The sequence below is a fragment of the Sphingobacterium sp. BS-2 genome (assembly GCF_046161205.1).
GTDB classification, from domain to species: Bacteria; Bacteroidota; Bacteroidia; order Sphingobacteriales; family Sphingobacteriaceae; genus Sphingobacterium; species Sphingobacterium mizutaii.
The window spans coordinates 123,677-145,923 of record NZ_JBIXGO010000016.1 but is presented as its reverse complement, the minus strand read 5'-3'; the positions used below and the strand labels follow the sequence as shown (position 1 = coordinate 145,923).

The following is a 22,247-nucleotide window of genomic DNA, read 5'->3' as shown; positions in this document are numbered from 1 at the left end:
AAAAAGCTCGACTTACGTCGAGCTTTTTTAGTATTTAGTAGAAAGTATTTAGTATTTAGACCTAGGGTGGAAATGGAACTTTGCGATATCTGCATCAGATTCAAAAACTTACCATAAGACCTTCTTTGAAAATTTATATTATTTATTATCAATGCATTAGCAAATTAACTTTCATTCAACATTCTAATAATGTTAATCTTCTTAATTTTTTGCTAAATTTTAATTCAATAATATACTGTCTCTATTTGAGGAAAATGTTTTTAGGATATCGTTTCCACGAAGAACCCTTAAACCATCTAAATTTCCTATATCTGAATATTTATTAAAATCAGACTCATCTATTATTGTATATTTTGTAATTTGCTTTTTTAACCAAGGGTCAGTAATTTCAATAAGCCTCTTCTTTCCTTTTGAAATATTTTCATCCTTAGGCAATATACATAGGTTGAATAAATTATGTTGAATTACTTCATTGTTTTCAATTTTTGACGCTTTAAACAATGATTGCGGGATGATATGATCAACTTCCAATGTAAAATTACTATCCGGTGCTTGAAGTTCTTTCATAGCATAATAATGATAAAGAATAGGCTCTAGCATACTTTTAGAAACACTTTCTCCAAGAATATTATTTTGTTCGATTATTTCAGTAATTAAAGATTTCCATTTATTGGATTCTATAGATTTTAGTAAAACACCATTCATGTCAAAATTTAAAATATTTCTTGCAATTATTCCATCACTTGATCCTCTCCATTGCCTTGTAACATATTCATAAATGAGATTATCTAATAAGATAAAAGCATTTTTTTGAACTTGCTTAGCATTTTCATTTGCAATTGGCTTTCCCTTTCTAATCCAATCAAAATACATTAAAACAGTAAAGTTTAATGCAATTGCATCGCTAAGATTATTCATAATCGAAAATCTATATGAATTCAAAAATCGAAAATATGGAGACGCAAAGATTACTTTATGAACACTGTTAATATCATTAATCAATTCTTCATATTGAATTTCCCAATTAAAATTCAAATTATTACCCAATAAATCTATATTCTCCTTCTTGACACCCTTTTCGATTATTCCGGATAACAATTTGAATCCAACAGTGAGTTTTTTTTCGAAATCTGATTTATTCTCATAGAAACTTTTAAAGAAAAGTCGTGAATTGTCTAGACGGTCTAAAATTGTAGCAGCTAAATCCCATTTAACGACACCTTCATTTTTCACGCCGATTGTCTCATACAGCTTATTTGTCTCTCTTTTTTGTTTTTCAGTAGGTGATTTTATTAATTTATTCCAACTCGGTTTTGCCGACAATATTTCAACAGCTGTTAAAGTTGTTCCTTTAGAGTTAATAATATTAAATATTTTTTGAGAATCAGTAGATTTCAAATCTTTAACTTCAATCAATCCAATTTTCGAGTTAGTGTAAAGAGTTACTATTTTATCTAATATATCTATTCTTTCAAAAATGCTATCCCAAGTCCTTTTTATTGTTGTCCTCAATTTATCAGCCTGCTCTGGTATAACTTGCAATCTATAGAAAACAAATTTCTCAAAGCTTAGTTGATCTGAGTTCAATAAATTTTCATCATTACAAAAGTTTTTGTATTCTTTAATAAAAGACTTTACCTTTCGAGAATTCAGTTTTTTACTTCCACTTTCAGAATCATAATATGGTAAATTAACTGTGTATGCTGAAAAATCAAAAGGTCTTGTAAAACCGTTTGATGTACTTGTTTTATTATGTGTTAACTTTATTATATGTAGTAATAGATTCAAACCAGACAAACTTTTGTCATAGTAACCATCAGGAGAAGCTTCACTATGATAATCCTCAATATTATCAGTAGAATCTTCAAAAAGTGATAGTTTATTCTCTAATTCCGGATAATCCTCAGCAATATTTTCTTCTTCTTCTAAATATTCTGCTATTTTATTCCAAAATTTCTCTTCTAATTCATTCAATTGATCGGAATTAGAAAATCCAATATATCTTTTGGCCCAATCATATACATTTTCTGGATCATTATAAAATTGAGTTAATGCATTACGCCTTTGTCTTCCATCAAGAAGCCATCTTGTGGTTGTAGTATCCGATTTTTCAACATTTAATATTGTTACACCAACAGGATATTCTTTAAAAATACTAATACATAGTTCAAAATTTTTCTTACTGTCCCATGTTTGCTTTCTTTGAAATCTTGGAAGTTTAATATTTACATCCTCTACAAAAGTTTTTAGGGTTTCTGGTCTAATTTCGTACATTAATTCAACTTTTTTTAGATTTTACATAATTGAAAAAACAAAGATAATTGTCATCTTTAGGCGTTAATATATGCCAAACCAAGATATAAATAAATTGTTTACTTACACAATCTATTTATTTCATAGTTTGCTCCATTTAAATTATACCTTTGCTTTTATCTTTCTTTTCAAAAAATGCCTCTTATCTTTTGACAATTTATATTATCTTAATCTTTCTGTTCCTTTTCCAATTCTTTGATTTTTCTTTTCACCTCTTTTCTGAATTGGATACTTTGTTGAAAGTGTTTCTTCCTCAAGAATTCCAATAAGTATACGGTCAAAGCTCCTCCAAAAATCGCAATCCCTATTTCGGATAGGACATCCAGAATAATTCTATCGACAAATTCACCAAAGGCATCATCATCAAAGAAATAGCGCAGGAGCCTAACGCCGATGGTTAAGCCTAGGCCTAAAACAAAGAAATACTTCAAGAATTTGGCTTGGAAAATGGATTGATTGACCATGGAGTCCAGTTCTGTCGGATTCTTTTGATAATATGCAACGATTTCATCGGTAATGATGGGTTTTTCATTCCTGAGTGCAGATTCAAGGATTTTATCTTCTATATTCATCTTATCAACAATCTTTATGATGATAAAGGATTTAAGGTTTAAAATGTTTGATATTAATGTGGTAAAGAAAAGCATGGATAATAGAAAAGCTCGACTTTCATCGAGCTTTTCCTATATGTAGAATATAGGCCGCAATGGGTCTATATGTAATTTTTCTACACATTATAGCAGTTCGACTAACCGATCTGCCTTTTCATTTCCATATAGTCTTTGCAATACTTCCGAGATTCTTTGGCTGGTTTGAGCACTATCGCCTTGGTATGCCCATTCATTTATCAATGTCGATGTACATAGCGCTTTAAGGGTGTGCGGGTTGTAAAAGAACATCGGCTCCAGGTTAAAGATCTGCTTGTTTTGTATTGCGGGGATTCCTGCAAACTCTTTTCGGTCATAGAAAAGGTTTGGACTATCATTCCACATTACAATCATATCGGGGTTCCATTCTATGAGGGTTTCAGGATTAATGGTTGGAAAGCCGACCTCGTAAGGGCAAACATTTTCAACCCCTGCCATGGTCAAGCACGAGTGCATCATCCCATTAATTCCGGTTGTAGAAAAGATCCTTCCGTGTGCTCCAGTAAAATATACCCGCCTCTTTTTATCTAAACCTGCCACTTCTCCCTGCATCCGCTTCACTTCTGATTTTGTATAGGAAACAATTTCTTTGGCCCTATCCTCCTTGCCTGTGAGAAAGCCAATATCTTCAACGGTCTTGTAGACCTCATCTTCAGAAATGGCATTCAAGGCATATACTTGTACACCTGCGTTACGAAGGGTTTCGATCAAATCTTTTTGTGTTGAGGCCGCTATAACCAAATCGGGTGATAGTTCGATAATGTTCTCGATATTCCCCTGATTATTCAAACCGGGGGCAGGGATTTTTCTTTCGGCAATCTCCGTACTCATTTTAGAATAATAAGGATATAGTTCTTGGCTCATGTATACATCATTGAATATGCCGACCAAGCTTTTTTCAGCACCCAAAACAAACAAAGCATCCAATCCCGGTTCATCCAAACAAACAATCCGCTTTACAGGCTTATCAAGATTGATTTTGGCTCCTAGGGCATCTACGACCATGATGGCTGATTTACCTTCTTCTTTTGTCTTGTCTTGTGAAGAATTACAAGATACCATCAGGAATACTAGCATGATTCCCAGTAGGATTGTTATGATGTTAATGGAATTTTTCATGTTGTTGATTATAAGTTAGCACGTAGGGAAAGTCTTGCATGGATTGGAGCCATCTGAACCCAATAGTACATATCATTTGCACCATTTCTCCATGCTGTTGAATACATTTTCCTGTTCAATACATTATTTACGATAAGGTTTATTTTATATTTTTCATTATTCCATCCTGCCCCAACATCTAATCGAAAATTATCTTCAAGAGGTTGCGAAGTGGCATTTGGAAACCTTTCTGTCCTTCCCATCAAGAGCTGATAGCCAGCGGACAAAGAAAAGCCACTTAGTTTTTGAATGGGCAGATAATAATTCAGCCAAGTATTCTGGATATGTTTTACCAAATTGGGGGTTGCCCTTCCAATAAGTTCTGGATTATATTCATCTTCGGTGATTTCTGAATCCGTATAGGCATAGTTGACGATGGCATTCAAGCCTTTGGCGAGTTGACCTTTCATATCAAATTCAAATCCTCTGGATTGGCTAACCCCGGTCTGATAGATCAAGTTGGAGGTAGGATCAACAGAAACCAGCCGATTACGTTCGATATGATATATTGCCAAGGTTGTATTCCATCTTCCTTCAGCCCAATCGCGTTTGAAACCTAGTTCATAATTGATTCCTCGAATGGGTTTCAAGGCATTTCCTTCTACTGAAATACCCGATTGCGGCAAGTAAGTGCGATCATGCAAAAAGTACAGGGAAGCATCTTTCGACAGGGAATAATTAACACCAAGTCTTGGCGTCAAAACCAGGTCGTCGGTTTCGGTTTTTGCTCCGTAGTCGGTAGAGTTTCCATTCGAGGCCGTCAACCGCAAGCCAAGTGTAATCCTTAATCTATCATTCAACATGCTCAGTTCGTCCATGGCATAAACTGATGCATAGAATAGTCTTCTTTCTACGATATTTCCTTCAGAATAGAAATCATTTTCAGAGGCAAAGTCACCCCCAATGCCATTATTCATGATGGTGGTTGAATAGACCGGATTGGAAATGGAAAGAGGATAAACTGCGGTGGCAGTCCCCCAAGTATCCCGACTGTTGGATGATTTATTATTGATATCGACTCCTGTAATGAAATTATGTTTTAGTCTACCAGTATTGAAATTGCCATTCAGATAAAACTGGGTAGAAAAGACATTGTATTTATTGGAATCATAGACTAAATTTCGGTCTAGGATATCTGGGTTTTGCTTATTGGCACCATTTACCCAAAAAATGGACCCATCATATCCCATTGTGATATAACTGGCTTTGGCGGTAAACTCCCAATTATTCTTAAAACTGTTTTGGTAGGTCAAGAACATATTATGGTCATTGCCTGAAAAAGGACGGACGCTTGGATCTGTAATGGTAAAATCATTGGGCAGTGTACCATATCCATAAGGCGACATTTGGGCTTCGCTCAACAATAGGTAATTTAGTTGTTGGTAAATATATTCTGCCGTAATTGAAGACCTCTCATTCATCTGGTATTTTAAGGATGGAGCAAAAAGAATTCTGTTGTTTCGATCATGTTCCATAAAACCATTGGCTTTCATTCCCATTAAGTTCAGTCGATATTGAAGTTTTTCTGCTCCTCCAAACTTTCCATCTAGGTCTACCGCTGCCCTCAATTGATTAAAACTACCCATTAATACGTCGATGCTCCGGCGGGTTTCACCTGTTGGCTTTTTGGTGACCACATTATAGGACCCTGCTGGATCGCTCATGGCATGCATAAAGCCTGCTGGACCTTTCAGAAATTCTACCCGATCAATTATCGCAACATCATCCCCAATTGGACCTTTTCCTAAGGGTCTCAAATCCACGCCATTTCTTTGCGCTGAAATATAGCCAGCTCTTGAATAAATATCAGGTGAAATACCATTATGCAGTTCTTCACGCATTGTTCCACTAACGTTTCTCGTCAAGCTTTCATTCAAGTTGGTTACGGCTTGGTCACGGAAAATCTCGCCATCAAGGATTTGAATATTTTGGGAGGTATTCAACAGGGAAGTGCGAAGCCTCAATCCTTCAGACATCTCTTTGATATTATATCGCTTGTAATACTTTGATGTGACTTCTACCTCTTCCACTTGATAGACTTTTAATGTATCGGCTGTTAATTGGTCCTTATTCTGCGCCTTCAAGATTATAGGCAGCATAAAACACATTCCTAAAAAGAGTTTTTTGTTAGTTAGCATAGAGCATGAGTTTGTTTATTTTCTCATTGTCAAAGGAAATAAAATGCTATTAAAGGGGTATAAGTGCGATATTAGAATGAAATTAGAATTCAGTTTTGATCGTTTTTTAATTGAAATCTTATTTTTTCATGACAAAAGAATTTATTCTTTAATAATCTCATTAATTGTCCCTACCTTATTTCTAATACACAGGATTTGATACCTTTGAAAAAATTCGGTCCGCAATTATTTACAACAAAAAGAAATGTCCAAAGAAAAAGAACCTTTCAGCCTGAAAAAAAGAATCAAGAGTTTTGAATATTCCATTGCTGGATTAGTTCATCTTTTGAAGCTTGAACATAATGCTAGGATTCATGTGATTGCGGCAATCTTGGTTGTGATTGTTGGATGGCTGCTTGAAATCAGTAGTATGGAATGGGTTGCCATAGTGATTTGTATAGGCTTTGTTTTAGTGACAGAAACCTTGAATACTTCGATAGAAAATATCTGTGACCATTTGACCACAGATATTCATCCTCATATTAAAATCATCAAAGACTTAGCGTCTGGCGCTGTATTAATTAGTGCCATTACAGCTGTTGTCGTTGCATTGATTATTTTTTTACCGAAAGTCCTCAGTTTGATTTAAGGACCATCTTTTTTATTTCTTGTTCAACAAATAGTTGGCTACTGCATCATAAGCAGGCAATGAATATGGGTCATTGGCGGTATTGCTCGCTATTGGATGGGAAGCTAATCTCACCAAGACCATTTCAGCAGTTGGGTCAATGTAGATTGTTTGCCCATGCACTCCCCTTGCACAGAAAGCTCCATTCTTATTATTGGATATCCACCACATATTGCGGTAACTCCAGTTCTTTAGATTGGTATAACCAGCTTTAGCGAAATCAGATTTTTTACCTCCTTTACGGATATCGTCAATAACTTCCTTTTTCAAGACCTGTTTTCCATTGAATTGACCATTGTTTCGGATCATCTCACCAAACATGGCTAAATCCCTAAGGTTAGCATTAAAGCCTCCACCTGCAAATGCGATTCCAGACCGATCGATTTGATAATACCCATCGTGATGAGCTCCAATTGGTTTCCAGATCTTTTCTGAGAGCAATTCAGGAATACTTTTCCCAGTGGCTCGACTAATGATCCAGCCCATAGCATCGGTATTAATGGTTTTATAACCAAAAGCCTCGCCATGTTTTCCGGCTTTCTTCACGGTCTCCAAAAACTCATAATAATTGGTAGGTCCTTTATAATCTTTAGGGACTGGAACTGGATTTCCTGCTGCTGAAAACACCCAAATATCTGCATTGGGATCAGCATAATCCTCCGAATAATCTAAAGAGGTAGTCATATCTAAAACCTGCCTGACCGTTGCATCTCCAAAAGCAGAGTTCTTTAATTCTGGAACATAATCTTGGACTAATTTATTCTCATCGAGTATACCCTCAGCAACCAAACTAGCTCCCAAGGTTCCGGTAAATGTTTTGCTTACGGACATGACCGCATGCTTACCTTCTTGGTCCAGCTCCGCAAAATACTTTTCATAAACGATTTTCCCTTTATGCAATACGATAATGCCATCTGCATAATTTTTCGACAATGACTCCTCAAAGGTAACTGGAGATTTTTCTCCAAGGGGTACAAAGGTAACTTTGTCCAACTCCGCATCGACGTCACTTTCAAAGTCATAGCGGTCATTTTGGGTGGCCTGAACCACTTTGGTTGGCATAAATTCACGCATGTGGCAAACACTGTAGCGTAAGCCCGGGAATTGGAAAAAACTGCCATCAAATAGCGATAAGGTGCTGTCTTTCGCAGGAGGGAATCCTTTCATCCATCCCATCAGTTTTGGATCAGATTGTTCTGCTGTTAAATGGTTTTGTGCGCTCAAGGTAGTACAGATTGATAAGTTGACTAAACAGATTAATAGTTTTTTCATAGCAATTCAAAGGTAGTCTATCTAAATTAATAGCTGAAGGCAAAAAATTGTTTGGAATGAATCAATAGTACGCGATGGGATATCGAATCTCGTCAACTACTTGTTAATATAGTGTAGATATTTGTTAATTAAGGCAAAGTTCTTTAAGGCTAATTATATTATTTTCGATTATTCAGAAACATGTAAGAATTTGTAAAAAGATTTGATATGTGGGGAATAATTAACCTAAACCTATTTTAAAGGATTAATACATTTCCTCACATTTAATTAAATCATTGCTATTAAAGAGTTAGTTAGTCAATATAGTTTTTAATTTGGTTTAAATCCACCTTGGGGAAGGTGGATTTTTCATATTAATGGGTTTTAGTTCCCTCCTCTTACGCGGTTCTGTTCTTCATTGTCTTTTTTCTTTTGCCTTCCATTGAGTTCCTTTCCTAGTTTTATGGTTGCTGAAAAGATGAAAGTCCTACTGTCAAGATTAAAGTTCTGGTTCATCCTTACTCCACCAGCGTATGATTCAGTTTGATAAGTCATCGATTTAAAAATATCATTGACTGCTAATTTTAGGCTGACCTTGTCTTTCCAAACGTTTTTCATCAGTCCAGCCGATACAAAACCAAAGCCTTTTTGGCGCAAAACGCCATCTGTCTGTGGAGAATTGTATTGACCGTTTATTTCAAATGACCATTTCTTTGGGAGTTTGAAGATATTATTGGGTTGAATAGCATATGACCATTCCCTATTATCGATGGATTCATTGTTGAACTTACCAAAATAATGGTTTTCAAAAATGTTAGCATTGTTGATACTGGTCCAAAAGTTTATTGGAGAATAGGAATGGTTGATATTGACCCCTTTGTTCCTAAATCCCTCAATGTTCGCAATCGTTCGAATAGTGACATTTTGGGCAGGAAGTTGGGTCAATACACTCGTCATCACATCCTTTACATCGGTGTAATAGAAGGATGCATGGAGATTCTTTCCAAAACTGTAATTCAATTCAAAAGCATTGGCCAACTCAGGTTGCAACAAGGGATTTCCTTCGTAAAAGACAAATGCATCAATGTAATATCGAAAAGGATTCAGGTCTTCATAATCTGGCCTATTGACTCTTTTACTGTAGGAAAACTGAACACTATGTTTTTCACCAATTTTTCTGGTGATTGAAGTACTTGGAAACCAATTGGTATATTTTCTTTCATTTTGGAGATTACTGGTCAATTGATTACCTAAGGAATAGGTGTTTTCAACCCTTATCCCAGCAGTAAAATTCCAGTTATTCGACTCTAAATGGTAGTTAACATAGCCCGCATGAATGTTCTCGTTGTAAAGGAAATGATTGCTGGTACTTCCATCATTAACCCAATTCCCTACTTTTAGAGTATCATTGATTGCATTATTATCAGCGTTCATAAAGCTGCTTTTCCATCCCAGCTCTAACCTCTGATGGCTATTGATATGCTGCAAATAATCCAGCTTGCCGACATAAAGTTGAGTAATGGATGGAGTTTGGTTTTTTCTCTTCGAAAGAAAAGCAGGCCTATGGTTGGTCTTCTGGAAATCCGAAATCAGTTGCTGATCGGCTTTATAATGTGCATGTAGGTATTCAAAATCGGCTGATAACAAATTGTCGTTAGAACCTATTTTCTGCTGCAAATTGGCCATCAGGGTATGGGTGTTCCATTTGCTGATATTACTGTTATTGGTTAGTGAGTTGGAAATGAGTTCTTCATTACTGAACAGGATATTATTATAGCCTTCATTAAAGTTCTTATAAGTACCGAAGCTTCCAGTCCAACCGATACCCAAGCTTAGCTTTTCATTGGCCTGAAAATCAACACCTGCTTTTGCGTTATTGGTCTGTAGAGGTTCATTGGTATGGGAATATTGAATTGACTCCCTGGCTAAGGATTCTGATGGGTTCCTTTCAAAGAAACGATTCAATGTTCGAAACTCCTCTTCGCCTCGAAACCCTTTGTCAAATCCTAAGATAAAATTCCAATTGTCCTTTTGGCTGTTCAGGTTGAAACCAGCCCCATACCTTTCTTTCCTTCCTGCGCCTCCGTAGCTATTTACGGAAAGATTGAAACCAGCCTTTTTATCATTCTTCATGACAATGTTGATCATGCCTCCCATTCCTTGAGCGTCGTATTTAGCCGAAGGATTCGTAATTAGCTCTACACTTTTTATGGATGATGAGGAGGTACCTTTAAGCAAGGTAGCAAGGTCTCTAGGCGAAAGGTAGGATAATTTACCATTAATCATGACCGCAACATCAGTCTTGCCTCGCATACTGATATTGCCATCATCATCTACCTTGACTGCTGGAGCTCGTTGGAGGATCTCTAAAGCAGTCATACCGTCAGCGAGGATGCTGTTTTCAATGTTGATGACCATGCGGTCCGAGAGTCTTTCAATTAACTTTCTTTCACCCTTGATTTCAATCTCTTCTAGGGATTGAGCAGAAGGAAGCAAGGTAATATTTCCCAAATTCATCTGCATTGAGGCCACGGGAATATCTTTTCTAATAAAATTTGAATAGCCTAAATAGGAAATTATTAAATCATAATTACCGTAAGGTAGGTCGAACGAAAAAGAGCCATTTTTATCAGTTGAAATAGATTTTTGGGTTTGATTAGAAATTGATTTGATCGATACGGTAACTTGACTAAGGGGGGCATTATTTTCATCATGCACCCGACCATTTACAATGGATTGGGCATGGAGAGTGACGGAAAACAACAACAGGAGTGTGCATAGTTTGATTTGTAATAACATAATAAAAAATTAATATTCATTGTATTTCTGTTGTTTTCATAGATAGAATGTTTAATTACGGGTAATTATCTTCATCTAATCTCTCCTTTCAAGCCAGTCTGGAACCAACCAACTGATAAGGAATTCGTGTATAAAACACGAGGAAGGCAGACAGCACCCCAATACTGCCCAGGAATCTATTTAGAATAATTATAAATAATGCTGCAAAAGTATTACTTTTGATTACCTTTTGATAACATCTAAGGGATATTCAATAACAAATAATGGATAAATTGCAGTCAGTAACATTAATGGAATTCTATGGTAAAGAGCATTTGAAGGAACTTTTCTCAAGTTTTGAAAAATTCCAAACAGCCAATGGTTTTTCATCCAAGGAAATATCCAATGAATATGTTGAAGGGAAATTATTAAAGTACCATGATGACTCAATCTCCATCAGCTACCAGGACTGGGAACTATTGAAGCCCTTTAAATTAAAGGTCAATCATAGTTCACATATGATCAAAGTGCAGTTCGAAATTGAAGGTAACTCTCACTTTGAAAGCCGAGATAATCACTGCATTATCATCCCCGGCAATCATTACCAATTCATCAATATCCCCAACGCTGATGGCCATATCATTTACAACAGTTCCCGAAAAGTTTTGGACATCTATGTGGAACAGGATTTCCTATTTCAGTTATTAGGAACCCAAGGCTATTCGGATCAGCAACTAAAAGCCCATTTCCTATTAAAAAACTATACGTTCTGCAGAAAGGCAACCCTGATCACAGCACAGCAACAACAGTTGATCCAAGAACTCCTCAGCCATCAATACCAGTCAGATTTCGCAAAACAATTCATTCGAATCAAAGCAATGGAGCTAATGATTACGGTATTTGCAGGGGCAAGTAACCAGATCAATCCAGTAAAATGGAACCAATCTGATATTGACAACATGACATCAATAAAGGATTTCCTTGACCAAAATTATCATCAGGATCTCCATATCAAAAGTTTATCTAGGCAATTCGGAATTAATGAGTTTAAACTTAAAAACGGCTTCAAAGACCTATTCGGCGACACAATCTTCGGGTACATCCGTAGACGGAGAATGAAAAAAGCCCAAGAACTTTTGAGGAACCCTGAATTGGAAATCAAGGAGATAGCCTATTTAATAGGCTTTAAATATGCCCATCATTTCTCTAAGGTATACTTTGAGCATTTTCAGATTAAGCCTAGCGAATTCCGAAACAAGCACACGAATTCCTCGGTAGGTTAGATTCAATTGAGGTTACTTTCCCAATAGCGTTTTTTATGACAACATACTTATAAAATAATGGCTAAATACCCCTACCTTTGCAGTAATATTTAAAACAAATGAAAATTCAATTAAATACGATTGAAGAAGCAATCGAAGACATTAAAGCTGGAAAGGTTATCATTGTTGTAGACGATGAAGACCGTGAGAATGAAGGAGACTTTGTAACCGCAGCTAGAAATGCCACTCCTGAGGTCATTAACTTTATGGCTACTCATGGTCGAGGATTGGTATGTGCTCCATTGACCGAAGAACGTTGTAAGGAATTAAACTTAGGTTTAATGGTCAACAACAATACAGCAGTTTATGAAACGAACTTTACTGTATCTGTAGACCTTCAAGGTTATGGCTGTACCACCGGTATTTCAGCCTCCGATCGTTCAAAAACAATCAAAGCCTTAATTGACCCCAATATCAAACCAGAAGAACTAGGTCGTCCTGGTCACATCTTCCCATTGATCGCCAAAGATGGTGGTGTATTGCGTAGAACTGGCCATACCGAGGCTTCTGTCGATTTAGCGCGTCTTGCTGGTTTTGAACCTGCTGGTGTTTTAGTCGAAATCCTTAAAGATGATGGTGAAATGGCTCGTCTTCCTGATCTAATCAAGGTAGCAGAGAAGTTTGACCTTAAGATTATCTCTATTGAAGATTTGATTGAATATCGCTTAAAGCATGACACCCTAATCCAAGAGGAAGTAAGTGTTGAAATGCCTACGGAATGGGGTGATTTCAAAATGAAAGCATTTACCCAAAAGAATACTGGCGAACAACATTTAGCACTTTATAAAGGCGAATGGAAAGAAGATGAACCCATCCTAGTACGTGTGCACAGCTCATGTGTGACAGGTGATATCTTCGGTTCTTGCCGTTGCGACTGTGGACCACAACTTCACAAAGCCATGGAAATGATCCAGAAAGAAGGAAAAGGTATTGTCGTTTATATGAACCAAGAAGGTAGAGGAATCGGCCTTGTCAATAAATTACATGCTTATAAACTACAGGAAACTGGTATTGATACAGTAGATGCAAACCTTGAACTAGGCTTCAAACCTGATTTACGTGATTACGGAGTGGGTGCTCAGATCTTGAGACATATGGGTGTTACTAAAATGCGCCTAATGTCCAATAATCCCACTAAACGTGCTGGGTTGATCGGTTATGGTCTTGAAGTGGTAGATAATGTGCCAATCGAAATCATCCCCAACAAATACAACGAAGAATATTTGAAAACTAAAAGAGACAAAATGGGTCACACCCTAAGTAATCTTTAAAATATAATAATGGAGGCCTAAAAACCTCCATTTTGTTTTATCCAAGGTCTTGCCCTTGGAGAGAAACATTTCCCATCCCCATTTGTTCGAATAAAAAATTGACTATGAAGAATTCCCTATTAATAGAAAAAGCATATTTGAATGGATCTTTTATCAGTTCCAAAGAAACATTTGATGTCATTAATCCCTCCACTTTAAAGCCTGTTGGTTCTTTGCCGAATCTGACCGTTAAAGACTGTCAGAAATTCATTGACACAGCCTACAAAGCTTGGGATTCTTGGAAGAATACGCCAGTTGGCGAAAGGTCTAAAATCTTAAGGAACTTATATAACCTGATCAATGAACACAAGGAGGAACTTGCAGAGATCATGACTTTAGAAAGCGGCAAACCCATTAAAGAATCGCTTACAGAGGTAGATTATGCCAATTCCTTTATCGATTGGTTTGCTGAAGAAGGAAAACGAGCTTATGGCGAAACCATTCCATCTTTAGCTGGCAATGCCAGGATGCAAACCATCAAACAGGGAGTAGGAGTTGTTGCAGCCATTACCCCTTGGAATTTCCCATTGGCGATGATCACCCGCAAAGTTGGTCCCGCATTGGCAGCTGGCTGTACAGTGGTATTGAAACCCGCTTCCCAAACACCTTTCTCGGCGATTGCATTGGCAAAACTAGCAGATGAAGCTGGAGTACCTAAAGGCGTATTGAATGTCATTACCTCCAAAGACAGCAAAGGAATAGGAAAAGAACTGGCAACAAACGACAAAATTAGAAAGATTTCCTTCACTGGTTCCACTTCCGTTGGTCGCACCCTGATGGAACAAGCCGCTTCAACCATCAAAAGAATCTCCTTGGAACTAGGTGGCAATGCTCCATTCCTAGTGTTCAACAATGCCGATATCGACAAAGCTGTTGAAGGTGCGGTAGCAGGTAAATTCAGGAATACAGGACAAACCTGTGTCTCGATCAACAGATTCTATGTGCAGGAAGGAGTATATGAAGAATTCACCGAAAAACTAACGCAAGCTGTAAAAGCCTTACAAGTCGGCGATGGATTAAAGAAAACATCACAGGTTGGACCATTGATCAACGAAGAAGGACTTAAGAAGGTAGAAGAACATGTGCAGGACGCCATTGATAAAGGAGCAAAAGTAGAAACTGGAGGCAAAGCCATGAAAGGCTTGTTCTATGAACCAACGGTACTTTCCAATATGCCAGCACACAGTGTCATAGCAACAGAAGAAACCTTCGGTCCTATATGTGCCTTATTTAAATTCAAAACAGAGGATGAAGCTATCAAATTAGCAAACGATACTCCTTTTGGATTAGCATCCTATTTCTTTAGCCAAGATGTACATCAATGTTTCCGTGTGTCTGAGCAGCTAGAAGCAGGAATGGTCGGTGTCAATACAGGATTGATTTCGAATGCCTCAGCACCTTTTGGAGGTGTTAAGCAATCTGGATTAGGTCGAGAAGGTTCAAAATATGGACTCGATGAATACATCGAAGTAAAATATATCTGTTTTGGAGGCAATTAACCTCCAAAACATCTACCAAATATGATATCTCAAGCCCAACATCACATAGTTGGGTTCCGTAACTTCATCTTTAAATTGATATTTCACTTTATATCCCGTATAAAGCGATAAAGCCACTGAAGGGAAATAATAACTGATTCCCACTTGGCCATTGGCTTTCGTAAGGTTTTCTTTTCTAGGCATAGGCTCATCACCTTCAGCACCTACAGCATTCTCATAGGTGAAAAACTCTTGTCCCAACCCGGCACCTAAAAAGATGTTGAAATTAGACTTTTCCTTATTAAAAATGCTAACTACATAGTCCGCACCTACCGCCAATAAATCTCCCCTACCATGAATCTGAGCTTGAACAGCAGAACGGTTGGTGAAATCGTACTTACCTTGTACACCGAAACTGGCGTCATAGGCCGCATCATCCAATTTCAAGTCACTATAGATCCCAAAGGCCCAATCATGCTCTTGGGCATGCAAGGCAATAGGAAAAACAAACGCGCAAAAAATCCAAAGTAATCTCTTCATAGCATAAATATTAGTCAACTTGTTCCCCTTTACTCTTTCGGTATTTCTTATAAAGTTTAACAAGTATCATCAGTAAAATCCCTAAACCAAAAATCCCTAATACCCCAAACACCCATCCAATGGAAGATTTAAGGATAACCAGGAACACTATGGCAAACAATATGATCGTAGAAACCTCATTCCACATCCGCAGTTGCGTGGAAGTCCAATTCGATTGTTCATCCCTTAACTTAAACATGATCTTTTGGGAAATAAAATGATAGACGATCAAAGCCGTAACAAAGCCCAACTTCACCTGCATCCATCCTGTAGACAACAGCGCTGGATTGATATAGAGCATGACCAAGGCTGAAATAACAACGATATACATCGAAGGAGTAGTAATCACCCACCACAGCCTATTTTCCATAATGATGAATTGCTTATGCAAAACCTGATATTCTACATCAGATTTCTGCTTGGCTTCCGTATGATAGACAAACAACCTGGGCATATAAAAAAGCCCAGCCATCCAACAGATAACAAAAATAATATGGATTGCCTTCGCGTATAGATAGACCATAATTTGTATTAATCCTCAAAAATATAAATTAAATCAGCAAATATTGACATGATAGGGTAATGAATTAAGAGCTAAAACGAAAGGAGCTGCCACATCGTGACAGCTCCCCATATCTTAATTTGATAAATTCTTAGTATCTGAATTCCTTAATGGTTTCCACAGCGTATTTCACGTTGTCAAAAGGAATATCAGGCATGATACCATGGCCAAGGTTAAAGATAAAGCCATTCTCTCCGCGCATACGCTCGAATAGATCTAAGATCTTCTTCTTGATTACAGGTTTATCCGCATAAAGCACGAATGGATCCAAGTTACCTTGAACTGCCATATTGCTTGGCAATGATTTTTTGATGTTCAATAGATCAGCATTCCAATCCACAGATACGACATCCGGTTGTGCTTCTGCCATGATTGGAGCAAATACAGAACTTCCCTTACAGAAAGAAATAACAGGAACGTCTTTTCTGTTCAACTTAGAAATAATGTATTTGTTGTATTTATGCGAAAACTCTTGGTAATCGTTCCATGATAATGCCAATGCCCAACTATCGAATAACTGCAAAGCATTCACCCCTGCTTCTATCTGCATATTCATGTAATTGATGGTTACATCAGCAATCTTTTGCAAAATAGAATGAGCCAACTCAGGTTGATTGTTCAACAATGTTTTGGTCAATTTGAAATCTTTGGAAGAACCACCTTCTACCAAATAGCTCAAAATCGTAAATGGAGCCCCCGCAAAACCGATCAATGGAACTTTCCCATCCAAACGGCCTTGAATTACTTTGATGGCATCCCCTACATACTGTAGCTTATCCAAACAATCTACCGATAGATTTTCGGCATCTTGCACTGTCCTAATCGGATTGGAGAACCTCGGACCCACACCTTGTTCAAAGGATAGGTCTCCGCCCATTGCCTCGGCCGTAACCAAGATATCCGAAAATAAAATAGCTGCATCAACACCTAATAGGTCTATTGGCAGCATGGTAACATCTGCGGCAATCTCAGGGGTTTTGCACATTTCCAAGAAAGAATACTTGTTCTTGATTTCCCAATATTCTTTCATAAACCTTCCTGCTTGACGCATCATCCATACTGGAGGTCGTTCCGTAGGCTGCGACAAGGCAGCGCGAATCAATAGATCGTTTTTCAAATTTTTGTCCACTACTTATTCTTATTTACTTCGTTTTGTATTTTCTCAATAATTGACTGTTGTCTGGCCGTCAGCCTCAATTTACTCGCCACATCTAGGTAGGCTTGCACTCTTTCATAATCATGCTTCCTCAAATTGATGTTCGCTAAATTGATCAAGACCATCCCCTTTTCGTTATCCTTACGCCAAGGCAATCGGGAAGCTAATTGAAAATGATATTCCGCCTCCTCAATGTTATCCTCTTTCAAGGCAATATTGCCCATCATAAACTCATAGAAGTTTCTTCTCCCTTTTCTAAGTTTATCTGGGTTCTTGATCTCAGCCAGCAATCTTTTTGTTTTCTCGTAATCCTGTTTATGGAAAGCTTGAGTCGCCAAATAAACGGTACCCTCTTTCAGATAGCTCCATACCAAGTAGGTGATCCCTCCAAAGATATAAACCGCTATATTATAATGCTTAGCATAAATGGCATACAATAGAAAAGCAATCGCAATTGCGATTACTATTTTTCGAGCTTGATTAGTCATCTATTCGTTTAGTTCGAGTTGTCTGTAAATTTATAACCAACTCCACGGATGGAATGGAAATAAATCGGATGCTTTTGATCAGGTTCAAAATACTTCCTAAAGGTCAAGATAAAATTATCGATCGTACGGGTAGATGGATATACATCATAATTCCAAACGGTCTCCAGGATTTGCTCACGAGAAACAGCCTCATTTCTACGCTCAATCAATAATTTAAGCAACATGGTCTCTTTCTTCGTCAAAGAAGTAATGCTACCATCTGCGTGATGCAGTTCAAAGGAGTTAAAATAGATCGTCTTATCACCAATCGTGTATGAATTCAACTCTTTTAAATCATCTCCTTTCATACCACGGCGGATCAAGTTGCTCACACGTAAAATCAGCTCTTCCAAATTGAATGGCTTCACCAAATAATCGTCTGCTCCTTTTTTTAGACCTGTGATACGATCTTCTGAACTGTTTTTGGCGGTCAAGAACATAATTGGAACTTCAGAATTCTGAAGCCTAATGGTTTCTGCCACCTGGAAGCCATCGATTTCAGGGATCATCACATCAAGGATAATCAGGTTAAATCGTTCTTCCTTAAATATTTTTAATGCTTTTTTTCCATCTGTAGCCGTAGTCACACGGTAGCCTTCAAGTTCTAGATTCAACTTGATCGCTTCCAACAGATGTTCTTCATCTTCAACTAATAGTATACGTTGTTTAGTTTGCATAATTTTCAAAAATTACTTCAAAGATACTTCCAGTAGGAGTATTATCCTTTACCCTAATGGTTGCATTGTGTTTTTGTAATACTGTCTTAACAATATATAACCCTAAACCAGTGCCTTTGGTTTTTCGGGTCGCTTCACTACCTACTCTATAAAACTTATTAAATATAAGTTTTTTTTCATCATCAGGTATTCCTTCACCATGATCTGTTACCGAAAATAACAGGTTGTTGCCCTGTTTCTTCAACTTTACATAAACAGTGGCACATGGAGGTGAGTATTTCACGGCGTTCTCAATCAAGTTGGTGATCACATTACTGATCGCAAACTTGTCCGCCTTCAATTCAATATCGGTATCCAAATCAGGTTTAATGACTTGGGATTTACAGGCATTCTTTTGCAGTCGATCAACGATCTGCTCTACCAATTCGGTGACATTGAAAGCCTCTTTCGGCAACTGATAGGCCCGATTCTCTAATTTAGTGGTCAACAAAATATTTTCAACCAAATCATCCAAGCGTTCGATATCCTTCAGGGAATTCCCTAAAAAGACCTTTTGCTGCTCACGATCCAGGTCGCGCTTCAAAATCGTTTGGATATACAGTTTGACAGATGCTAAGGGAGATTTAAGTTCATGCGTAATGGCCAGTAGGAAATTCTGCTGCTGCTGACTGATCTCATGCTCTCTTTTCACATGTCCCTTGAGCTTCAGAGCCCCCCAAATAAAAATGAGCAAGAATATCAGACCTTCTCCTATGATCATCCCCTTGCGGTCGGGTTCAAATTTAACTAAGATAAATCCCCACCAGAATAATTGGGTAATCGCATAAAAGACAAGAAAATAAAATAGAAATAAAGCTTTTCTCATACTTGACGTTTCCTGCGCAAATGTACTCAAATACGGCTTCATTAGGAAGCAAGCAAGACTTTATGACAGTAAACTTAGATTCCTGGTTGATTCAGCGAGCGATTGCCCTTATATTTGCACATGTTCAACGATAAAAAACACTTATTTTTCGATTTAGATCATACCATTTGGGATTTCGACAGAAATGCCGAAGAAACCTTGCATGAGCTTTATTTCAGATATTCCTTCAATGATATCTTCAATAATCCGACCTCAGAAAGCTTTATCGCCACTTATACGGAAAACAATCATCGTCTGTGGAACCTGTACCATCATGGAAAAATTGACAAACCTACCTTGAGAAAACTCAGGTTTGCCGATACATTCACCCAATTAGGTGTCAATCCGGAATTGTTCCCCTTAGCCTTTGAAGAAGAATACCTTGAAATCTGTCCTACTAAAACCAACCTTTTCCCTAATGCCCACGAGACCTTAGGATACTTAAAGGACAGATATACCTTGCACTTAATCTCTAACGGCTTCAAAGAAGCTTGTGAGAAAAAATTGCAGCATAGCAATCTAGCCCCCTACTTTGAGACCATAGTTATTTCAGAGATCATCGGCATCAACAAACCCGATATCCGCATCTTTGAACATGCATTAAATAATGGTGGAGCAAATAAGACCGAAGCGGTCATGATTGGTGACAATTTAGATGCAGACGTACGTGGAGCGCAGAATGCCGGCCTAGAAGCCATTTTCTTCAATCCTCTGGAGGTAGAGAAACCTGAGGATGTGAATCACATGATAAAAGATTTGAAAGAATTACAACAGCTATTTTAATCCTAATAGCTGTTGTAAACCAATATTCACTTCAAGATTCTCTTCAACAATTTGGTATAGGCATCTGCTATTTTTTCCATTCCAAAATCATTCGGATGGGCATAGTCAACCGTTGAATTCCTGTCCAATTCGATTTCCTTTTCAGACAACCAATACAGGTTTTTATCCCCTTTCCCTTGCAGCGCTTTCACTGCCTTTTCAGCAACTCTGGAACGGCTCTCGTAATCCGCATTAGTTTTCAGGTTATAGACCCCAGGAACCTCACTAGAACTATGAGCAGCAATAACGATTGCTGTTTTCGGATGCAACTCCCTGATCGTCTTTACCGCATTCTGGATTAATCCAGTCAATTTCGCTGCTCCATCTTCTCCAGATACTGAAAGATTGGGAATACAATCCAATATAAAAACAGCAGCATCTTCCTGCTTGATCAGGTCTAAAATAGGCTGTTCCAATCTTCCATTGCCACTGAAGGCCAAATTAATAACCTCATGGTCAAAGTTCCTACCCATCCAATTCGTCCAACCCAATCCCGGTCTTGATGCACAAGCTCCTTGTGCAATAGAGGTACCATATATCACAATTGGCTTACTCTCCCTATGCAGAAAGCTCAAATCCCCTGTTGTACCTATCTCCATCCATTTCACGGCATTATAGAGTGGCAGGTACAATCTATAGGTATTCTCAGGGCGAACTCCAAAATCTTCAAATTTATAGCTTATGGTATCTTTAAAGCTATATTTTCCATGGATCCAATTCCAGTCCTTTTCATTGTTTGCCTTGGTATAGAGATCCAAACCGCTTACCCCAGTTGTAGGCATATGCGGCATATTCAAACCTCCTGTCACTTGATATCTCACAGTAAATGATGGAGCTGAAGTCTGGAACTCCACATACACACCAGCTGCATCTTGTCCCAAATTCCAGACTGGTTCCCGAACCTCATCTTTTAGGCCCAATGGCAATCGAGCATATCCATCGCTGGCGTCAATTGCCTTTACTCTACCTTCCAGGGCACTCTCCTTCAGCACATCATGCCATTTCATCTCCTGGGCTGATGCTAGGACTGCCAGCATACAAAAAAGAGAGCTCAAAAAGCTCTCTTTCCAATGTCTTATCGATTTAAACATTATAATTCTTTAACAGTGATATTTCTCAACCATACATCGTCACCGTGATCTTGGAATCCAATCACACCTGATTTCGATTTTCCGCCAACATTATTCAATAACTCAAATGCCAAAGGCCATTTTTCCTTACTGAATTTACTAGCTTCTAACAATTGAGTCCATTCAGGAGTCCACAATTCATATTCCACAACTTTCTCGTCGTTCTGGTAATGAGTTACTTTTCCTTTGCTTACCACGATCTTAGCTCTGTTCCACTCTCCTGCAGGAAATGCATTCTGAGGTTTTGCTGGGATCATATCATACAATGAAGATGATTTACGGTTGCCATCAACACCTTGTTTCGCATCAGGGTGGTTTTCATTATCCAATAATTGGAATTCTGGACTTGAAATATAGATTGGCTGTCCTTTGATCTCTTTTGCCAAGAAGAAGGTTCCAGAGTTTCCTCCTTTTGAAATCTTCCATTCAAATTCAAGTTCAAAGTTTTTGAAATCATGAGCGAAGATCAAATCGCCACCTTCAGGGTTCTGAACACCGGCAGGTGCTTTTGAAAACTTCAACGTTCCATTATCAATGCCCCATTTACTAGGCACATGGTCCTTGCCGTAGCCTCTCCATCCATTCAATGATGTTCCATCAAATAAAACGTATGCTCCAGCGGAGTTCTTTTTAAAATCTTTAAGGGATACTTTAGGCAGATCAAGTACTTCATAGGCAGGAACATCTGCTCCTTTTGGCGTGGTAGCGTTCTTAGTTGCACATGAGGCAACTGTCAATCCGATTGCGCCTACTAATACATACATAAAGTTTCTTTTCATAGTGTAAAGTTGATTAAGTAAAAATCTAATTTAATTATTCTTATCGTAA

The 22,247-nt window shown here is 37.8% G+C and carries 19 protein-coding genes; 5 read left to right on the top strand and 14 right to left on the bottom strand.

Annotated elements, in window-relative coordinates:
* Positions 1-219: 219 nt before the first annotated feature.
* From ACK2WI_RS07615 to ACK2WI_RS07600, 4 genes are all read right to left on the bottom strand, one after another.
* Entirely contained in the window at positions 220-2,274 is a 2,055-nt protein-coding gene (locus tag ACK2WI_RS07615) for a DUF262 domain-containing protein (protein ID WP_409150256.1), read from the bottom strand.
* 206 nt (positions 2,275-2,480) lie between these two features.
* A complete protein-coding gene (locus ACK2WI_RS07610) occupies positions 2,481-2,885 on the bottom strand; it encodes a hypothetical protein (protein ID WP_409150255.1) in 405 nt (134 codons plus the stop codon).
* A gap of 162 nt (positions 2,886-3,047) precedes the next feature.
* Positions 3,048-4,079: an ABC transporter substrate-binding protein gene (locus tag ACK2WI_RS07605; protein WP_409150254.1), complete on the bottom strand. Its 1,032-nt coding sequence runs from the start codon at positions 4,077-4,079 to the stop codon at positions 3,048-3,050.
* Positions 4,080-4,087: 8 nt separating this feature from the next.
* Positions 4,088-6,256, bottom strand: a complete 2,169-nt coding sequence (locus ACK2WI_RS07600) for a TonB-dependent siderophore receptor (RefSeq protein ID WP_409150253.1) — start codon at positions 6,254-6,256, stop codon at positions 4,088-4,090.
* Between the two features lie 244 nt (positions 6,257-6,500).
* On the opposite strand from ACK2WI_RS07600, the gene ACK2WI_RS07595 reads away from it, so the two are divergent.
* Complete coding sequence (locus tag ACK2WI_RS07595; protein ID WP_409150252.1) at positions 6,501-6,884, top strand: diacylglycerol kinase; 384 nt, start codon at positions 6,501-6,503, stop codon at positions 6,882-6,884.
* Between the two features lie 12 nt (positions 6,885-6,896).
* On the opposite strand, the gene ACK2WI_RS07590 is transcribed toward ACK2WI_RS07595, so the two are convergent.
* The gene (locus tag ACK2WI_RS07590) at positions 6,897-8,195 is read right to left on the bottom strand and encodes a serine hydrolase domain-containing protein (protein WP_409150251.1); all 1,299 of its coding nucleotides are present in this window, start codon (positions 8,193-8,195) and stop codon (positions 6,897-6,899) included.
* A 363-nt stretch (positions 8,196-8,558) separates the two neighbouring features.
* Entirely contained in the window at positions 8,559-10,973 is a 2,415-nt protein-coding gene (locus ACK2WI_RS07585) for an outer membrane beta-barrel protein (protein WP_409150250.1), read from the bottom strand.
* A 263-nt stretch (positions 10,974-11,236) separates the two neighbouring features.
* On the opposite strand from ACK2WI_RS07585, the gene ACK2WI_RS07580 reads away from it, so the two are divergent.
* From ACK2WI_RS07580 to ACK2WI_RS07570, 3 genes are all read left to right on the top strand, one after another.
* Complete coding sequence (locus tag ACK2WI_RS07580; RefSeq protein WP_409150249.1) at positions 11,237-12,235, top strand: helix-turn-helix transcriptional regulator; 999 nt, start codon at positions 11,237-11,239, stop codon at positions 12,233-12,235.
* Positions 12,236-12,333: 98 nt separating this feature from the next.
* Entirely contained in the window at positions 12,334-13,545 is a 1,212-nt protein-coding gene (locus ACK2WI_RS07575; protein WP_093098711.1) for a bifunctional 3,4-dihydroxy-2-butanone-4-phosphate synthase/GTP cyclohydrolase II, read from the top strand.
* Between the two features lie 104 nt (positions 13,546-13,649).
* Entirely contained in the window at positions 13,650-15,083 is a 1,434-nt protein-coding gene (locus tag ACK2WI_RS07570) for an NAD-dependent succinate-semialdehyde dehydrogenase (protein ID WP_409150248.1), read from the top strand.
* Between the two features lie 12 nt (positions 15,084-15,095).
* On the opposite strand, the gene ACK2WI_RS07565 is transcribed toward ACK2WI_RS07570, so the two are convergent.
* From ACK2WI_RS07565 to ACK2WI_RS07540, 6 genes are all read right to left on the bottom strand, one after another.
* Positions 15,096-15,602 (bottom strand): hypothetical protein, encoded by a 507-nt coding sequence (locus ACK2WI_RS07565; RefSeq protein WP_409150247.1) that lies wholly within the window; start codon positions 15,600-15,602, stop codon positions 15,096-15,098.
* 10 nt (positions 15,603-15,612) lie between these two features.
* On the bottom strand, positions 15,613-16,164 hold the full coding sequence (hemJ, locus tag ACK2WI_RS07560) for a protoporphyrinogen oxidase HemJ (protein ID WP_409150246.1): 552 nt from the start codon (positions 16,162-16,164) through the stop codon (positions 15,613-15,615).
* Positions 16,165-16,294: 130 nt separating this feature from the next.
* Positions 16,295-17,320 (bottom strand): uroporphyrinogen decarboxylase, encoded by a 1,026-nt coding sequence (gene hemE / locus ACK2WI_RS07555; RefSeq protein ID WP_093099064.1) that lies wholly within the window; start codon positions 17,318-17,320, stop codon positions 16,295-16,297.
* A gap of 11 nt (positions 17,321-17,331) precedes the next feature.
* Complete coding sequence (locus ACK2WI_RS07550) at positions 17,332-17,847, bottom strand: hypothetical protein (RefSeq protein WP_312696355.1); 516 nt, start codon at positions 17,845-17,847, stop codon at positions 17,332-17,334.
* Positions 17,848-17,855: 8 nt separating this feature from the next.
* A complete protein-coding gene (locus ACK2WI_RS07545; RefSeq protein WP_093098703.1) occupies positions 17,856-18,563 on the bottom strand; it encodes a response regulator transcription factor in 708 nt (235 codons plus the stop codon).
* Positions 18,553-19,428 (bottom strand): sensor histidine kinase, encoded by an 876-nt coding sequence (locus tag ACK2WI_RS07540; RefSeq protein ID WP_409150245.1) that lies wholly within the window; start codon positions 19,426-19,428, stop codon positions 18,553-18,555. The genes ACK2WI_RS07545 and ACK2WI_RS07540 overlap by 11 nt, the downstream gene beginning before the upstream one ends.
* A gap of 120 nt (positions 19,429-19,548) precedes the next feature.
* Between ACK2WI_RS07540 and ACK2WI_RS07535 the strand changes: the two genes are divergently transcribed.
* Positions 19,549-20,250, top strand: coding sequence for a YjjG family noncanonical pyrimidine nucleotidase (locus tag ACK2WI_RS07535; RefSeq protein ID WP_312696353.1), 702 nt, complete (start codon positions 19,549-19,551; stop codon positions 20,248-20,250).
* Between the two features lie 26 nt (positions 20,251-20,276).
* Here the strand turns inward: ACK2WI_RS07535 and ACK2WI_RS07530 are convergent, their stop codons facing one another.
* Both ACK2WI_RS07530 and ACK2WI_RS07525 read right to left on the bottom strand, forming a co-directional pair.
* Positions 20,277-21,380 (bottom strand): SGNH/GDSL hydrolase family protein, encoded by a 1,104-nt coding sequence (locus tag ACK2WI_RS07530; RefSeq protein WP_409150244.1) that lies wholly within the window; start codon positions 21,378-21,380, stop codon positions 20,277-20,279.
* Positions 21,380-22,198, bottom strand: coding sequence for a DUF1080 domain-containing protein (locus tag ACK2WI_RS07525; RefSeq protein WP_093098697.1), 819 nt, complete (start codon positions 22,196-22,198; stop codon positions 21,380-21,382). The genes ACK2WI_RS07530 and ACK2WI_RS07525 overlap by 1 nt, the downstream gene beginning before the upstream one ends.
* Positions 22,199-22,247 lie beyond the last annotated feature (49 nt).

What these genes read in the sequence shown, in the direction of transcription:
- ACK2WI_RS07610 (WP_409150255.1), bottom strand. Translation starts at nt 2,885, where the DNA reads ATGAATATAGAAGATAAAATCCTTGAATCTGCACTCAGGAATGAAAAA.
- ACK2WI_RS07525 (WP_093098697.1), bottom strand. Translation starts at nt 22,198, where the DNA reads ATGAAAAGAAACTTTATGTATGTATTAGTAGGCGCAATCGGATTGACA.
- ACK2WI_RS07550 (WP_312696355.1), bottom strand. Translation starts at nt 17,847, where the DNA reads ATGACTAATCAAGCTCGAAAAATAGTAATCGCAATTGCGATTGCTTTT.
- ACK2WI_RS07600 (WP_409150253.1), bottom strand. Translation starts at nt 6,256, where the DNA reads ATGCTAACTAACAAAAAACTCTTTTTAGGAATGTGTTTTATGCTGCCT.
- ACK2WI_RS07575 (WP_093098711.1), top strand. Translation starts at nt 12,334, where the DNA reads ATGAAAATTCAATTAAATACGATTGAAGAAGCAATCGAAGACATTAAA.
- ACK2WI_RS07615 (WP_409150256.1), bottom strand. Translation starts at nt 2,274, where the DNA reads ATGTACGAAATTAGACCAGAAACCCTAAAAACTTTTGTAGAGGATGTA.
- ACK2WI_RS07580 (WP_409150249.1), top strand. Translation starts at nt 11,237, where the DNA reads ATGGATAAATTGCAGTCAGTAACATTAATGGAATTCTATGGTAAAGAG.
- ACK2WI_RS07545 (WP_093098703.1), bottom strand. Translation starts at nt 18,563, where the DNA reads ATGCAAACTAAACAACGTATACTATTAGTTGAAGATGAAGAACATCTG.
- ACK2WI_RS07605 (WP_409150254.1), bottom strand. Translation starts at nt 4,079, where the DNA reads ATGAAAAATTCCATTAACATCATAACAATCCTACTGGGAATCATGCTA.
- ACK2WI_RS07535 (WP_312696353.1), top strand. Translation starts at nt 19,549, where the DNA reads ATGTTCAACGATAAAAAACACTTATTTTTCGATTTAGATCATACCATT.
- ACK2WI_RS07590 (WP_409150251.1), bottom strand. Translation starts at nt 8,195, where the DNA reads ATGAAAAAACTATTAATCTGTTTAGTCAACTTATCAATCTGTACTACC.
- ACK2WI_RS07595 (WP_409150252.1), top strand. Translation starts at nt 6,501, where the DNA reads ATGTCCAAAGAAAAAGAACCTTTCAGCCTGAAAAAAAGAATCAAGAGT.
- hemJ (WP_409150246.1), bottom strand. Translation starts at nt 16,164, where the DNA reads ATGGTCTATCTATACGCGAAGGCAATCCATATTATTTTTGTTATCTGT.
- ACK2WI_RS07565 (WP_409150247.1), bottom strand. Translation starts at nt 15,602, where the DNA reads ATGAAGAGATTACTTTGGATTTTTTGCGCGTTTGTTTTTCCTATTGCC.
- ACK2WI_RS07570 (WP_409150248.1), top strand. Translation starts at nt 13,650, where the DNA reads ATGAAGAATTCCCTATTAATAGAAAAAGCATATTTGAATGGATCTTTT.
- ACK2WI_RS07540 (WP_409150245.1), bottom strand. Translation starts at nt 19,428, where the DNA reads ATGAGAAAAGCTTTATTTCTATTTTATTTTCTTGTCTTTTATGCGATT.
- ACK2WI_RS07530 (WP_409150244.1), bottom strand. Translation starts at nt 21,380, where the DNA reads ATGTTTAAATCGATAAGACATTGGAAAGAGAGCTTTTTGAGCTCTCTT.
- ACK2WI_RS07585 (WP_409150250.1), bottom strand. Translation starts at nt 10,973, where the DNA reads ATGTTATTACAAATCAAACTATGCACACTCCTGTTGTTGTTTTCCGTC.